At 59.1% G+C, this 15,528-nt stretch carries 13 protein-coding genes and 1 tRNA gene; all 14 read left to right on the top strand.

All coding sequences use genetic code 11. The features are described 5' to 3' along the window. Positions 1-199: EF-Tu C-terminal domain-related protein (locus NH14_RS29535; RefSeq protein WP_168727168.1), on the top strand; the 199-nt coding region annotated here is incomplete at its 5' end. 70 nt (positions 200-269) lie between these two features. After that, positions 270-345 (top strand) — tRNA-Trp (locus tag NH14_RS29540). 37 nt (positions 346-382) lie between these two features. Beyond that, positions 383-763 carry a preprotein translocase subunit SecE gene (secE, locus tag NH14_RS29545; RefSeq protein WP_028222169.1) on the top strand — a complete coding sequence of 127 codons (381 nt, stop codon included), beginning with the start codon at positions 383-385 and terminating at the stop codon, positions 761-763. Between the two features lies 1 nt (position 764). Continuing rightward, positions 765-1,322: a transcription termination/antitermination protein NusG gene (nusG, locus tag NH14_RS29550; protein WP_027821101.1), complete on the top strand. Its 558-nt coding sequence runs from the start codon at positions 765-767 to the stop codon at positions 1,320-1,322. Between the two features lie 189 nt (positions 1,323-1,511). Next, positions 1,512-1,943 (top strand): 50S ribosomal protein L11, encoded by a 432-nt coding sequence (rplK, locus tag NH14_RS29555; RefSeq protein WP_027821100.1) that lies wholly within the window; start codon positions 1,512-1,514, stop codon positions 1,941-1,943. Continuing rightward, the gene (gene rplA / locus NH14_RS29560; RefSeq protein WP_035534645.1) at positions 1,944-2,639 is read left to right on the top strand and encodes a 50S ribosomal protein L1; all 696 of its coding nucleotides are present in this window, start codon (positions 1,944-1,946) and stop codon (positions 2,637-2,639) included. Between the two features lie 342 nt (positions 2,640-2,981). Beyond that, on the top strand, positions 2,982-3,479 hold the full coding sequence (gene rplJ / locus NH14_RS29565) for a 50S ribosomal protein L10 (protein ID WP_035534644.1): 498 nt from the start codon (positions 2,982-2,984) through the stop codon (positions 3,477-3,479). A 75-nt stretch (positions 3,480-3,554) separates the two neighbouring features. Further along, the gene (gene rplL, locus NH14_RS29570; protein WP_027821097.1) at positions 3,555-3,929 is read left to right on the top strand and encodes a 50S ribosomal protein L7/L12; all 375 of its coding nucleotides are present in this window, start codon (positions 3,555-3,557) and stop codon (positions 3,927-3,929) included. Positions 3,930-4,292: 363 nt separating this feature from the next. Continuing rightward, a complete protein-coding gene (gene rpoB / locus NH14_RS29575) occupies positions 4,293-8,399 on the top strand; it encodes a DNA-directed RNA polymerase subunit beta (protein WP_035534640.1) in 4,107 nt (1,368 codons plus the stop codon). 21 nt (positions 8,400-8,420) lie between these two features. Then, positions 8,421-12,671, top strand: coding sequence for a DNA-directed RNA polymerase subunit beta' (rpoC, locus tag NH14_RS29580; protein WP_035534638.1), 4,251 nt, complete (start codon positions 8,421-8,423; stop codon positions 12,669-12,671). A gap of 240 nt (positions 12,672-12,911) precedes the next feature. Continuing rightward, positions 12,912-13,187: a hypothetical protein gene (locus tag NH14_RS29585; RefSeq protein WP_035534636.1), complete on the top strand. Its 276-nt coding sequence runs from the start codon at positions 12,912-12,914 to the stop codon at positions 13,185-13,187. A 576-nt stretch (positions 13,188-13,763) separates the two neighbouring features. After that, entirely contained in the window at positions 13,764-14,129 is a 366-nt protein-coding gene (acpS, locus tag NH14_RS29590) for a holo-ACP synthase (RefSeq protein WP_035534633.1), read from the top strand. A 20-nt stretch (positions 14,130-14,149) separates the two neighbouring features. Continuing rightward, positions 14,150-14,905: a 3-oxoacyl-ACP reductase FabG gene (gene fabG, locus NH14_RS29595; RefSeq protein ID WP_035534630.1), complete on the top strand. Its 756-nt coding sequence runs from the start codon at positions 14,150-14,152 to the stop codon at positions 14,903-14,905. 15 nt (positions 14,906-14,920) lie between these two features. Further along, the gene (locus NH14_RS29600) at positions 14,921-15,517 is read left to right on the top strand and encodes a 3-hydroxyacyl-ACP dehydratase FabZ family protein (RefSeq protein WP_035534628.1); all 597 of its coding nucleotides are present in this window, start codon (positions 14,921-14,923) and stop codon (positions 15,515-15,517) included. Positions 15,518-15,528 lie beyond the last annotated feature (11 nt).

The raw sequence follows: 15,528 nt of genomic DNA on the forward strand, positions 1-15,528 counted from the left end.
GCAGTTCTACTTCCGTACGACGGACGTGACGGGCTCGATCGAGCTGCCGAAGGACAAGGAAATGGTGATGCCGGGCGACAACGTGTCGATCACGGTGAAGCTGATCGCTCCGATCGCGATGGAAGAAGGTCTGCGCTTCGCAATCCGCGAAGGTGGCCGTACCGTCGGCGCCGGCGTGGTTGCAAAGATCATCGAGTAAGTTTTTGCCAGTCTCGTTGATCGACTGAGTGGTTTCGGGGTTGGCGATGCCGCCAACCCCAAAATGGTTTAGGGGTATAGCTCAACTGGCAGAGCGTCGGTCTCCAAAACCGAAGGTTGGGGGTTCGATTCCCTCTGCCCCTGCCAACTTCTCGCGCTTCGGCGCGTTGTTCTTTAAGGTGTTATGGCGAATCCTTCCGTCGAAACTGTTAATACTTCCAGCGACAAGCTGATGCTTGCGGCGGGTGTATTGTTGGTTGTGGCCGGGTTCGTAGGGTTCTACTGGCTCGGTAGCCAGGAGTGGTATGTCCGCGGTGCAGCGCTCGCAGTGGGCGTGATCGCGGGGGTGGTAGTCGGTCTTCTCTCCGCGCCCGGCAAGAGCTTCATCGCGTTTGCCAAAGACTCGTACAAGGAAGTTCGCAAGGTCGTCTGGCCGACCCGCAAAGAGGCCACGCAAACGACTTTGGTGGTCTTCGGTTTTGTGCTGGTAATGGCCATCTTCCTCTGGGTTTGCGATAAATCCATTGAGTGGGTGATTTTCTCGGCGATTCTGGGTTGGAAATGATATGAGCGATACACCGGCATCCCCGAGCGGAAAACGTTGGTATGTGGTGCACGCCTACTCCGGCATGGAGAAGAGCGTGCAACGTGCGCTTCAGGAGCGCATCGATCGTGCCGGCATGCAGGACAAATTTGGCCAGATTCTCGTTCCGACTGAAGAAGTGGTCGAGGTGAAGGGCGGTCACAAATCGGTGACCGAACGTCGTTTCTTCCCGGGCTATGTCCTGGTTGAGATGGAAATGACGGACGAAACGTGGCACCTCGTGAAGAACACGGCAAAGGTGACCGGTTTTGTCGGCGGGGCGCGCAATCGCCCGAGCCCGATTTCGCCGCGCGAAGTCGAAAAGATCATGTCGCAGATGCAGGAAGGCGTTGAGAAGCCGCGCCCCAAGACCCTGTTCGAAGTCGGCGAGATGGTTCGTGTGAAGGAGGGTCCTTTCACGGATTTCAACGGCAGCGTCGAAGAAGTCAACTACGAAAAATCGCGCGTCCGGGTCTCCGTCACCATTTTTGGTCGCGCCACACCAGTCGAACTCGAATTCGGTCAGGTCGAAAAGCTGTAAATCGAATACGACGGATCGCATCTTTGGTGCGGTCCGTTTTTCCGCGCTTACGGTCCGCGTTATGACCGTAGAGGAGCGCCAGTAGTCAAGTCCGGCGGATGTGCCCGGTAGTTGGCACAGCGAAGATTGCGGTGAAAGCGCGCTATCACTCACCTGAACGCTCACGCGTTCCAATGAGGTTTTTTCAACATGGCAAAGAAAATCATTGGCTTTATCAAGCTGCAGATTCCTGCAGGTAAAGCCAACCCGTCGCCGCCGGTCGGTCCGGCACTGGGCCAGCGCGGCCTGAACATCATGGAGTTCTGCAAGGCGTTCAACGCGCAGACTCAAGCGATGGAACCGGGTCTGCCGATTCCGGTCGTCATCACGGCATTCGCGGACAAGAGCTTCACGTTTGTCCTGAAGACGCCGCCGGCTACGGTTCTGATCAAGAAGGCAGCGAAGGTCGACAAGGGTTCGGCCAAGCCGCACACCGACAAGGTCGCTACGATCACGCGTGCGCAAGCCGAAGAAATCGCCAAGACCAAGATGCCGGACCTCACGGCAGCCGATATGGATGCAGCGGTCCGCACGATCGCTGGTAGCGCCCGCTCGATGGGCATCGTCGTGGAGGGCGTGTAAATGGCTAAGGTTTCGAAGCGTCAAAAGGCACTCGCAGCCAAGATCGACCGCCAGAAGCAGTACCCGATCGGCGACGCACTGTCGCTCGTGAAGGAATGCGCCACGGCGAAGTTCGACGAGTCGATCGACGTCGCAGTCCAGCTTGGCATCGATGCCAAGAAGTCGGACCAGGTCGTTCGCGGTTCGGTTGTGCTGCCCGCAGGTACGGGTAAGTCGGTTCGCGTCGCTGTGTTCGCACAGGGCGAGAAGGCTGAGCAAGCCAAGGCTGCTGGTGCAGAGATCGTCGGCATGGAAGACCTCGCCGAACAGATCAAGGGCGGCAACCTGAATTTCGACATCGTGATCGCTTCGCCGGACACGATGCGCATCGTCGGTACGCTCGGCCAGATCCTCGGCCCGCGCGGCCTGATGCCGAACCCGAAGGTCGGCACCGTGACGCCGGACGTCGCTACCGCAGTCAAGAACGCGAAGGCTGGTCAGGTGCAATTCCGTGTCGACAAGGCCGGTATCATTCACGCGACCATTGGCCGTGCATCGTTCGAGCCGACCGCGCTGCGCAGCAACCTGGACGCGCTCCTCGAAGCGCTGACCAAGGCGAAGCCGGCCACGAGCAAGGGCGTGTACCTGCGCAAGATCGCTGTCTCGAGCACGATGGGCGTCGGCGTTCGCGTCGATCAGTCGTCGCTGGCTGCCTGATTGCCGCAATAAGCGTCGCAACAGTTTTGCCGCGCTGAGGTCTGGAACGAATTTTGCTGCAGATCGCAGCGCGGATTTAAAGGGCTTTGGGCGGTTGTGAGATGGCAGTTTGCATCGCACGACCGGTTGTCAAAGACCGTTGGTGGAGGCGCAGTAGTTGGGTGCTTCCTTAATGCAAGCCAACGCAGATGGCGAACCCGAAAAGGTTTTGAAGTGTTGATGTGAGCAAGGCAGGCGGCAACGCCTGACGATGCAAGCTGATTTACTCCGGACTGGTCGGTCGCCGTTGTTGAACGCGGCACTTGGCGCGAGAGCGTTGGGTGTCGAATCTGGAGGTTAACCGTGCCACTGAACAAAGAAGGTAAGCAGGCCGTCGTGGCTGAAGTCTCCGCGCAAGTCGCGAAGGCTCAGACCATGGTGCTGGCCGAGTATCGTGGAATCGCGGTTGGCGATCTGACCAAGCTGCGCGCGAAAGCGCGCGAGCAGCAGGTGTACCTGCGCGTGTTGAAGAACACGCTGGCGCGTCGCGCTGTCGAAGGTACCCCGTTTGCTCCGCTGGCAGAGCAGATGACTGGCCCCCTGATCTACGGCATCTCGGAAGATGCAATTGCTGCTGCGAAGGTCGTCAATGACTTCGCAAAGAGCAATGACAAGTTGGTCATCAAGGCTGGTTCCTACGAAGGCAAGGTGATGGACGTGGCAGGCGTGCAAGCGCTGGCCAACATCCCGAGCCGCGAAGAACTGCTCTCGAAGCTGCTGTTCGTTATGCAAGCTCCTGTCTCCGGCTTCGCGCGTGCTCTCGCCGCGCTGGCAGAGAAGAAGCAAGCAGAAGCTGCCTGATTTCAGGCAGTCGAACAAGCAAGAGCGAGCGAAGATCGCTAGCTGTTTCCGAATTCAAATCTGGAGTAATTTCAAATGGCAATCGCAAAAGAAGACATCCTCGAAGCCGTTGGCTCGATGTCGGTTCTCGAACTGAACGAACTGGTCAAGGCATTCGAAGAGAAGTTTGGCGTGTCGGCAGCTGCTGTGGCAGTCGCTGGCCCGGCAGGCGGCGGCGCTGCTGCTGCGGCTGAAGAGCAGACCGAATTCACGGTCAACCTGCTCGAAGCCGGCGCGAACAAGGTTTCGGTCATTAAGGCCGTTCGTGAACTGACGGGTCTCGGCCTGAAGGAAGCGAAGGACCTGGTCGACGGCGCACCGAAGCCCGTGAAGGAAGCGGTGCCCAAGGCTGCTGCTGAAGAAGCGAAGAAGAAGCTGGAAGAAGCCGGCGCGAAGGCTGAAATCAAGTAAGTTTCAGTGCGCTGTGCGAAGGCTGGCGGTTTTTACACCGCCGGCCTTTTTGTGCTTTGTGGAGACTGCGTTTTTGTGCTCGATTTTTGAGAATTGGGGGCGGGATGCGGGACCTAGAAGCCAAAGAAAAACGTCTTTCGCCGGGTGAAAACCCGCGGGCGCACGACGCTTCTCTTTGTCTTCTGAAGCGACTGCAGAAGGCAAGTTTGGTCGGGCAGCGGGCAAGTTATGACAAGCCGGTATCCGCTGCCGTCAGCCAGCGGTTGGTAGAGGCCAACCACCAAGCTTCCAGGGCTCGCGCAGCCATCGGGTCTCAGTCGGTGAACACTCGGGTCGTCCTACCCGCCGTGATTCGGAGATCGTATGCAATATTCCTTCACCGAGAAGAAGCGTATTCGCAAGAGTTTCGCGAAACGCCCCATCGTTCACCAAGTTCCTTTCCTGCTGGCTACCCAGCTTGAATCATTCAGCACGTTTCTGCAAGCAGAAACGGCGACCGCACAACGCAAACCGGAAGGTCTGCAGGCTGCGTTTTCGTCTGTTTTTCCCATTGTTTCCCATAACGGCTTTGCTCGTCTAGAGTTCGTGAGCTACATGCTCTCGCCGCCGGCATTCAACATCAAGGAATGCCAGCAGCGGGGCCTCACGTACTGTTCGGCGCTGCGTGCCAAGGTGCGTCTCGTTCTGCTCGACAAGGAATCGCCGAGCAAGCCGGTCGTGAAGGAAGTGAAGGAGCAGGAAGTGTACATGGGCGAAATTCCGCTCATGACGCCTACGGGCTCGTTCGTCATCAACGGCACTGAGCGTGTCATCGTCTCGCAGCTGCACCGCTCGCCTGGCGTGTTCTTCGAACACGACAAGGGCAAGACGCACAGCTCGGGCAAGCTGCTGTTCTCGGCACGTATCATTCCCTACCGCGGTTCGTGGCTCGACTTCGAGTTCGACCCGAAGGATGTGCTGTACTTCCGCGTCGACCGTCGCCGCAAGATGCCGGTCACGATCCTGCTGAAGGCCATCGGTCTCACGCCGGAACAGATCCTCGCGAACTTCTTCGTGTTCGACAACTTCTCGCTGATGCCGGAAGGCGCGCAGATGGAGTTCGTGCCGGAGCGTCTGCGTGGTGAAGTCGCGCGCTTCGACATTAGCGATCGCGAAGGCAAGGTCATCGTCCAGAAGGACAAGCGGATCAACGCGAAGCACATCCGCGACCTCGAAAACGCGAAGACCACGTTTATTTCGGTTCCCGAAGATTATCTGCTCGGCCGCGTGCTGGCGAAGAACGTCGTCGACGGCGACACGGGCGAAGTCATCGCGAACGCGAACGACGAAGTCACCGAAAGCGTGCTCGACAAGCTGCGCGAGGCGAAGATCAAGGACATCCAGACGCTCTATACGAACGATCTGGATCAGGGTCCGTACATCTCGTCGACGCTGCGTATCGACGAAACCGTCGACAAGATGGCTGCGCGCATCGCGATCTACCGCATGATGCGTCCGGGCGAACCGCCGACCGAAGAAGCGGTCGAGGCGCTGTTCAACCGCCTGTTCTACAGCGAAGAAGCGTACGACCTCTCGAAGGTGGGTCGTATGAAGTTCAACCGCCGCGTGGGCCGTGACGAAATCGTCGGCCCGATGACGCTGCAGGACGACGATATCCTCGCGACCATCAAGATCCTCGTCGAGCTGCGTAACGGCAAGGGCGAAGTGGACGACATCGACCACCTCGGCAACCGCCGCGTGCGTTGCGTGGGCGAACTCGCGGAGAACCAGTTCCGCGCGGGTCTCGTACGCGTCGAGCGTGCAGTGAAGGAACGCCTCGGCCAGGCCGAAAGCGAAAACCTGATGCCGCACGACCTGATCAACTCGAAGCCGATTTCGTCGGCGATTCGCGAGTTCTTCGGTTCGTCGCAGCTGTCGCAGTTCATGGACCAGACCAACCCGCTCTCGGAAATCACGCACAAGCGTCGCGTTTCCGCACTGGGCCCGGGCGGTCTGACGCGTGAGCGCGCAGGCTTTGAAGTCCGCGACGTGCACCCGACCCACTACGGCCGCGTGTGCCCGATTGAGACGCCGGAAGGTCCGAACATTGGTCTGATCAACTCGCTCGCTCTGTACGCGCACCTGAACGAATACGGCTTCCTCGAAACGCCGTATCGCAAGGTTGCAGACGGCAAGGTGACCGACCAGATCGACTACCTGTCGGCAATCGAAGAAGGCCGTTACGTGATCGCTCAGGCGAACGCGGCAGTGGCTGACGACGGCACGCTGACCGACGAACTGGTTTCGTCGCGCGAAGCGGGCGAAACGCTGATGGTCACGCCGGACCGCATCCAGTACATGGACGTGGCGCCGTCGCAGATCGTCTCGGTTGCAGCATCGCTGATTCCGTTCCTCGAGCACGATGACGCGAACCGCGCACTGATGGGTTCGAACATGCAGCGTCAGGCCGTGCCTTGCCTGCGTCCGGAAAAGCCGGTCGTCGGTACGGGCATCGAGCGCACCGTTGCGGTCGACTCGGGCACGACGGTTCAGGCGCTGCGTGGCGGCGTGGTCGACTACGTCGACGCAGGCCGTATCGTGATTCGCGTGAACGACGATGAAGCCGTCGCCGGTGAAGTCGGCGTGGACATCTACAACCTCATCAAGTACACGCGTTCGAACCAGAACACGAACATCAACCAGCGTCCGATCGTGAAGATGGGCGATAAGGTTGCGCGCGGCGACGTGCTGGCTGACGGCGCATCGACCGATCTGGGCGAGCTCGCGCTCGGCCAGAACATGCTGATCGCGTTCATGCCGTGGAACGGCTACAACTTCGAAGACTCGATTCTGATCTCGGAGAAGGTGGTTGCGGACGACCGTTACACGTCGATCCACATCGAAGAACTGAATGTCGTTGCACGCGACACGAAGCTCGGACCGGAAGAAATCACGCGCGATATTTCGAACCTTGCGGAAGTGCAGCTTGGCCGTCTCGACGAGTCGGGCATCGTGTACATCGGCGCGGAAGTCGAAGCGGGCGACGTGCTCGTGGGCAAGGTCACGCCGAAGGGCGAAACCCAGCTCACGCCGGAAGAAAAGCTGCTGCGCGCGATCTTCGGCGAGAAGGCGTCGGACGTGAAGGATACGTCGCTGCGCGTGCCCTCGGGCATGAGTGGCACGGTCATCGACGTGCAGGTGTTCACGCGCGAAGGCATCACGCGTGACAAGCGCGCGCAACAGATCATCGACGATGAACTGAAGCGCTATCGCCTCGACCTGAACGACCAGCTGCGCATCGTGGAAGGCGACGCGTTCCAGCGTCTCGCCCGCATGCTCGAGGGCAAGGTCGCGAACGGCGGTCCGAAGAAGCTCGCGAAGGGCACGAAGATCGACCAGGCTTACCTGGAAGACCTCGACCACTACCACTGGTTCGACATCCGCCTCGCGGACGAAGAAGCAGCGGCGCAGCTCGAAGCCATCAAGAACTCGATCGAAGAAAAGCGTCACCAGTTCGATCTGGCGTTCGAAGAGAAGCGCAAGAAGCTCACGCAAGGCGACGAACTGCCGCCGGGCGTGCTGAAGATGGTCAAGGTGTACCTCGCGGTGAAGCGCCGTCTGCAGCCTGGCGACAAGATGGCAGGCCGTCACGGTAACAAGGGCGTGGTGTCGAAGATCGTCCCGATCGAAGACATGCCGTACATGGCCGATGGCCGTCCGGCAGACGTCGTGCTGAACCCGCTGGGCGTGCCGTCACGGATGAACGTGGGTCAGGTTCTCGAAGTGCACCTCGGCTGGGCCGCGAAGGGTCTGGGCTGGCGTATCGGCGAGATGCTTGCGCGTCAGACGAAGATTGCAGAACTGCGTGAGTTCCTCACGAAGATCTACAACGAGTCGGGCCACAAGGAAGACCTCGACAGCTTCAGCGACGACGAAATCCTCGAACTCGCGAAGAACCTGCGCGAAGGCGTGCCGTTCGCAACGCCGGTGTTCGACGGTGCGACCGAAGAGGAAATGGGCAAGATGCTCGATCTGGCGTTCCCGGACGACATCGCACAGAACCTCGGCATGACGCCGTCGAAGAACCAGGTGCGTCTGTACGACGGCCGCACGGGCGAAATGTTCGAGCGTACGGTGACCGTGGGCTACATGCACTACCTGAAGCTGCACCACCTTGTCGACGACAAGATGCACGCGCGTTCGACGGGTCCGTACTCGCTCGTCACGCAGCAGCCGCTGGGTGGTAAGGCGCAGTTCGGTGGCCAGCGCTTCGGTGAAATGGAAGTGTGGGCGCTCGAAGCGTATGGCGCTTCGTACGTGCTGCAGGAAATGTTGACGGTGAAGTCGGACGACGTGACGGGCCGCACGAAGGTGTATGAGAACCTCGTCAAGGGCGATCACGTGATCGATGCAGGCATGCCGGAATCCTTCAATGTGCTGGTGAAGGAAATCCGCTCGCTCGGTATCGACATCGACCTCGACCGCAACTAATCGGACTACGGAGAGAAGGCAATGAAAGCTCTGCTCGATCTATTCAAGCAAGTCCAACAAGAAGAAGTTTTTGACGCGATCAAGATCGGTCTGGCCTCGCCGGACAAGATCCGCTCGTGGTCGTTCGGCGAAGTGAAGAAGCCGGAGACCATCAACTACCGTACGTTCAAGCCGGAACGCGATGGCCTGTTCTGCGCGAAGATCTTCGGGCCGATCAAGGACTACGAGTGCCTGTGCGGCAAGTACAAGCGCCTGAAGCACCGTGGCGTGATCTGCGAGAAGTGCGGTGTGGAAGTCACGCTGGCGAAGGTGCGCCGCGAGCGCATGGGCCACATCGAGCTGGCCTCGCCGGTCGCGCACATCTGGTTCCTGAAGTCGCTGCCGTCGCGTCTGGGCATGGTGCTCGACATGACGCTGCGCGACATCGAGCGCGTGCTGTATTTCGAAGCATACGTGGTGATCGAACCGGGCATGACGCCGCTGAAGGCGCGGCAGATCATGACCGAAGAGGATTACTACAACAAGGTCGAAGAGTACGGTGACGAATTCCGCGCCGAGATGGGCGCGGAAGGCGTGCGCGAGCTGCTGCGTGCGATCAACATCGACGAACAGGTCGAGACGCTGCGCACCGAGCTCAAGAACACCGGCTCGGAAGCGAAGATCAAGAAGTACGCGAAGCGCCTGAAGGTGCTCGAGGCCTTCCAGCGTTCGGGCATCAAGCCCGAATGGATGGTGCTCGAAGTGCTGCCGGTGCTGCCGCCCGAACTGCGTCCGCTCGTGCCGCTGGACGGTGGCCGTTTCGCGACTTCGGACCTGAACGACCTGTATCGCCGCGTCATCAACCGTAACAACCGTCTGAAGCGTCTGCTCGAGCTGAAGGCGCCGGAGATCATCGTCCGCAACGAAAAGCGGATGCTCCAGGAAGCGGTTGACTCGCTGCTCGACAACGGCCGTCGCGGCAAGGCGATGACGGGCGCGAACAAGCGTCCGCTGAAGTCGCTCGCCGACATGATCAAGGGTAAGGGCGGCCGCTTCCGTCAGAACCTGCTGGGCAAGCGCGTGGACTACTCGGGCCGTTCGGTCATCGTGGTGGGTCCGACGCTCAAGCTGCACCAGTGCGGTCTGCCGAAGCTGATGGCGCTCGAACTCTTCAAGCCGTTCATCTTCAACAAGCTGGAAACGATGGGCGTTGCCACGACCATCAAGGCTGCGAAGAAGGAAGTCGAGAACCAGACGCCGGTGGTGTGGGACATTCTGGAAGAGGTGATCCGCGAACATCCGGTCATGCTCAACCGTGCGCCTACGCTGCACCGTCTCGGCATTCAGGCTTTCGAGCCGGTGCTGATCGAAGGTAAGGCAATCCAGCTGCACCCGCTCGTTTGCGCGGCGTTCAACGCCGACTTCGACGGTGACCAGATGGCTGTTCACGTTCCGCTGTCGCTCGAAGCGCAGATGGAAGCGCGTACGCTCATGCTCGCTTCGAACAACGTCCTGTTCCCGGCCAACGGCGATCCGTCGATCGTGCCGTCGCAGGATATCGTGCTGGGCTTGTACTACGCCACGCGTGAAGCGATCAACGGCAAGGGCGAAGGCATGACGTTCACCGGCGTGTCGGAAGTGCTCCGCGCGTACGAGAACAAGGAAGTCGAGCTGGCCTCGCGCGTGAACGTGCGTATTACCGAAATGGTCCATAACGAGGACAAGTCGGAAGGCGCACCGGCATTCGTGCCGAAGATCTCGCTCTACGCGACCACGGTTGGCCGCGCGATCCTGTCGGAAATCCTGCCGCCGGGCCTGCCGTTCTCGGTGCTGAACAAGCCGCTGAAGAAGAAGGAAATTTCGCGTCTGATCAACACGGCATTCCGCAAGTGCGGTCTGCGCGAAACGGTGATCTTCGCCGACCAGCTGATGCAGTCGGGCTTCCGCCTCGCAACGCGCGCCGGTATTTCGATCTGCGTGGACGACATGCTCGTGCCGCCGCAGAAGGAAACCATCGTCGGCGAAGCCGCGAAGAAGGTGAAGGAGTACGACCGCCAGTACATGTCGGGTCTCGTCACCGCTCAAGAGCGCTACAACAACGTGGTCGACATCTGGTCGAACACGTCGGAAGCGGTCGGCAAGGCGATGATGGAGCAGCTCGCGACGGAACCGGTCATCGACCGCGACGGCAAGGAAACGCGTCAGGAATCGTTCAACTCGATCTACATGATGGCCGACTCGGGCGCGCGGGGTTCCGCCACCCAGATTCGCCAGCTGGCGGGTATGCGCGGCCTGATGGCGAAGCCGGACGGCTCGATTATCGAAACGCCGATTACCGCGAACTTCCGCGAAGGTCTGAACGTGTTGCAGTACTTCATCTCGACCCACGGTGCACGTAAGGGTCTGGCTGATACGGCACTGAAGACCGCGAACTCGGGTTACCTGACGCGTCGTCTCGTCGACGTTACGCAGGATCTCGTGGTCGTCGAGGACGATTGCGGCACGTCGAACGGCGTGGCGATGAAGGCCCTGGTGGAAGGCGGTGAAGTCGTCGAAGCGCTGCGCGACCGTATTCTCGGCCGCGTTGCGGTGGCGGACGTCGTCAATCCTGAAACCCAGGAAACGATCTACGCTTCGGGCGATCTGCTCGACGAAGACGCGGTGGAAACGATCGAGAGCCTCGGCATCGACGAAGTGCGCGTGCGCACGCCGCTCACCTGCGAAACGCGCTACGGCCTGTGCGCTTCGTGCTATGGCCGCGACCTCGGCCGTGGCTCGCGCGTGAATGTCGGCGAAGCCGTCGGCGTGATCGCGGCGCAGTCGATCGGCGAACCGGGCACGCAGCTCACGATGCGTACGTTCCACATCGGTGGTGCGGCATCGCGCGCGGCAGTCGCTTCGTCGGTGGAAGCCAAGTCGAACGGTACGGTCCGCTTCACGGCGACGATGCGTTACGTTACGAGCGCGAAGGGCGAGCAGATCGTCATCTCGCGTTCGGGCGAAGCCATCATCACCGACGATCACGGCCGCGAGCGCGAGCGTCACAAGGTGCCGTACGGCGCGACGCTGCTGCAGCTCGACGGTGCGCAGATCAAGGCCGGCACGCAGCTCGCGACGTGGGATCCGCTCACGCGTCCGATCATCACCGAGTACGGCGGTACGGTGAAGTTCGAGAACGTCGAGGAAGGCGTGACGGTGGCCAAGCAGATCGACGACGTCACGGGTCTGTCGACCCTCGTCGTGATCGACGCGAAGCGCCGCGGCTCGCAGGCTTCGAAGAGCGTGCGTCCGCAGGTGAAGCTGCTCGACGCGAACGGCGAAGAAGTGAAGATCCCGGGCACGGAGCACTCGGTGCAGATCGGCTTCCAGGTCGGCGCACTGATTACCGTGAAGGACGGTCAGCAGGTTCAGGTGGGTGAAGTGCTCGCACGTATCCCGACCGAAGCGCAGAAGACGCGTGACATTACCGGTGGTCTGCCGCGCGTGGCGGAACTGTTCGAAGCACGTTCGCCGAAGGACGCAGGTATTCTGGCGGAAGTCACGGGTACGACGTCGTTCGGTAAGGACACGAAGGGCAAGCAGCGTCTCGTTATCACGGACCTCGAGGGCAACCAGAACGAGTTCCTGATCGCGAAGGAAAAGCAGGTGCTGGTCCACGACGGTCAGGTCGTCAACAAGGGCGAAATGATCGTGGACGGCCCGGCCGATCCGCACGACATCCTGCGTTTGCAGGGTATCGAGGCGCTGTCGCGCTACATCGTGGACGAAGTGCAGGACGTGTACCGTCTGCAGGGCGTGAAGATCAACGACAAGCACATTGAAGTGATCGTGCGTCAGATGCTGCGCCGTGTTCAGATCACCGACAACGGCGATACGCGCTTCATCCCTGGCGAACAAGTCGAGCGTTCGGACATGCTCGACGAGAACGACAAGATGATCGCGGAAGACAAGCGTCCGGCAACGTACGAGAACGTGCTGCTCGGTATCACGAAGGCATCGCTCTCGACCGACTCGTTCATCTCGGCGGCGTCGTTCCAGGAAACGACCCGCGTGCTGACCGAAGCGGCGATCATGGGCAAGCGCGACGATCTGCGTGGCCTGAAGGAAAACGTGATCGTCGGCCGTCTGATTCCGGCCGGTACGGGTCTCGCGTTCCACAAGGCGCGCCGTGCGAAGGAGTCGTCGGATCGCGAACGTTTCGACCAGATCGCAGCGGAAGAAGCGTTCGAGTTCGGCACGCCGGAAACCCCGGCTGCAGAGCAGCCGGAGCAGCCGCACACGACGGACGAGTAAGCTGCTGGCGAACATGTTTCGCCATTGGCTGAAAATGTCGGATGAAATCCGCCCGGGTCAACCGGGCGGATTTTTTTTTTGCCTGCACGAACCGGAGCGCGATGCATTGTCATGCTGCTCCGAACACCCGGGTTCCCGGCGCGGACGGGCCACGCGTGCTAATGTGGCGCCTCGCGCGGCCCGCGCGTCTGTGGGACGGGCTTTGTCGTGTAACTTTCACCCATTCCGGAGGCGTGAATCATGTGGGTTGTTGGCGTTGGTCTGATTTTGAATCTGGTGGCGTCGGTCGGCATCTTCTCGTATTTGCTGCACCACGTTGGCATCCAGCCGGCTGCGACGTTCTTTGCGATCTTCCTGGTCGTCTGGGCATTCATCATCATCGGATTCATCATGCAGGTCGCAGGAAAGGTGCGTACCGGCGCGCTGCTGATTTGCATAGGCTCGCTGGTTTTTGTGCCCGTCGGGCTAGTCGCGATTATTGGCAGCATTCGGGTGGCGCGCAGGAGCGCAATCTGAGGCCATAACTCGCTCTCGATGCCACATTCGTGGCATCGAGTATTTCCCAGCCCTGGCACGCGATAAATATTTCAACATCCTAAATAAAAGTATAACTACTACAACGGTTGACGTTATTTCTGACGTATTTTGGTTTCCAAAAATAAAATCAAACTATCCAGTCATCTTTTTAATTCTTCTCTTTATTGCCAGGCTCGGGATCGATCTCCGGAATCGTCTTATTCAGATAGTGAATTAGGTGTCAATGCGTACGTCGATTTGTGCATTGTGGCGGATACACCGAGGGCGTATTCCTAAGTGAGGGGGTGCTCTTTAAGGACAGTTTTCTGTTGAGGAAAATCAAATCGCGAGTCAAATCGCAGGAAATTTACAATTCCCTATTCTCTTGCGGTCATCTAACGACTAAAGTTGCGCAATGCTGTAGTTCACACCAGATGACACGCATGCTTCCGGATGGCAGATTTTTGAGCATTGAGCCGGAAAGCATTTTGCGATAACAAAGCGACAACGACCAAACCATGTTGGCGGTCACTACAGCATCAAATCAAATAAAGTGCACGGGGTATATCGTTAGATATGCGAATTGGTATAGACATCGTTGAAACGGGGCGAATCGCGCAAGCGATTGAGCGCAGCGGCGAAGCATTCGTCGGCCGTTTGATTTCCGCGCAGGAAATGCTCGAACACACCGAGCCCGCTAATGTCGAGCGTCTCGCCGGTATTTGGGCCGCCAAGGAAGCCGCGGTAAAAGCACTTGGAACGGGATTTCGCGGCGGCATCACCTTTCACGATATCAAAATCCTTCACGATCCGCTTGGCAAGCCCTATTTCGAATTTTCGGGTGAGTTCGACAGGGTGATGCGGCTCGAAAAACTGAAGACATCCATTTTGACAATCTCGCATTGCAGATCACATGCAGTCGCGGCGGCTGTGCTCGATTAATAAACCTGCAACAAAAAATTATGGCCATCTATTCAGAACTTGAAGGTAAGACCGTGGTTGTGACGGGCGCCAGCGGCGACCTCGGTTTGGCGATTTGTCGCAAATACCTCGCGCTCGGCAGCAATGTGATCGCGCTATACAACAACACGAAGGCCAGTCTCGACGAGCTCGCGGCCGAACCCGAAAGCGCAGGACGATTGACCATCGCGAAATGCGATGTCGCAAACCGCGACGACGTCGAGCGCTTGCGCGGCGAACTGGAGCAGCACCTCGAAGCCATTGACGTTCTCGTCAATAACGCCGGAATCAATAAGGACAACCTGGTTTCCACCATGACGTTCGAAGAGTTTGACGAGGTGGTGCGCGTCAACCTCCATGGGACGTTCAACATGACCCAGGGAATGATGAGACTGATGAGGCACGCGACGCAAGCCAGCATCGTGAACGTAACTTCCGTTGCAGGGGTGACGGCGAGTTTTGGTCAGTCCAACTACAGTGCCGCCAAAGCGGGCATTTCCGGATTCACGCGCTCGGTTGCGAAAGAACTCGCGTCAAAAGGAATCCGGGTCAATGCCATAGCTCCCGGCATGATCGAATCCCGAATGGTCAAGAAGGTGCCGCGCCATATCGCCCGGACCATTTTCGACGCGATTCCGTTGAACCGCTTCGGGCGCCCGGAAGAGATTGCCGAGGTGGTCGCGTTTCTCAGTTCCAACGCCGCAAGCTACATCGTCGGCCAGACGCTGGTGGCCGACGGTGGCCTTGTAATGCGCTAATTTGCGGAAATTTTCATGTCCAAACTAGATCGTAGTTTGCTGCCCGCGCAGCAGTTGTTTGAGATCGGCGTGTGGCGCTCCCCCATATTCATGGTGGACCGTATTGCCGATATCGTGGTCGGCTCCAAGCCGAGCATTACTGCCGTCAAGCACGTCACTTTCAACGAGGCCTATATTGCCGGCCACTTTACCGACAATCCGGTCATGCCGGGCGTGATGATCGCGGAGATTTTCGGCCAGGCAGGCGAGTACTGCGCCTTCTTTAACGACGTCTGCGCGGCGTACGAGAAGGAGACGGGGCGTGTCGCCAAACGATTCGAAGACGTTGCGGAAATAATTAGTACGCCAGAAGGTAAGCGCATCATAAAAGAACAGAAATCGCAGGTGATCGGGTTTCTGGCTGCACAGAATGTCAAGTTCAAAAGGGTGGTCTATCCGGGCGACACGATTTATGCCGAGTGCCGGCTGGCGTTCACCGATACCCAGGGGTTCAACCACTTCAACGTGGAAGCGCGCGTTGGGCGCCACGTCGTTGTAGAGGGAACCATTATCAATTTCCGGACCTACCGGGACAAGCTCGGTAGCAATGTTGCTGCCGGAATCTCACGATAAAGAGCGAAAAA

This window comes from Paraburkholderia sacchari, assembly GCF_000785435.2.
Lineage (GTDB): Bacteria > Pseudomonadota > Gammaproteobacteria > Burkholderiales > Burkholderiaceae > Paraburkholderia > Paraburkholderia sacchari.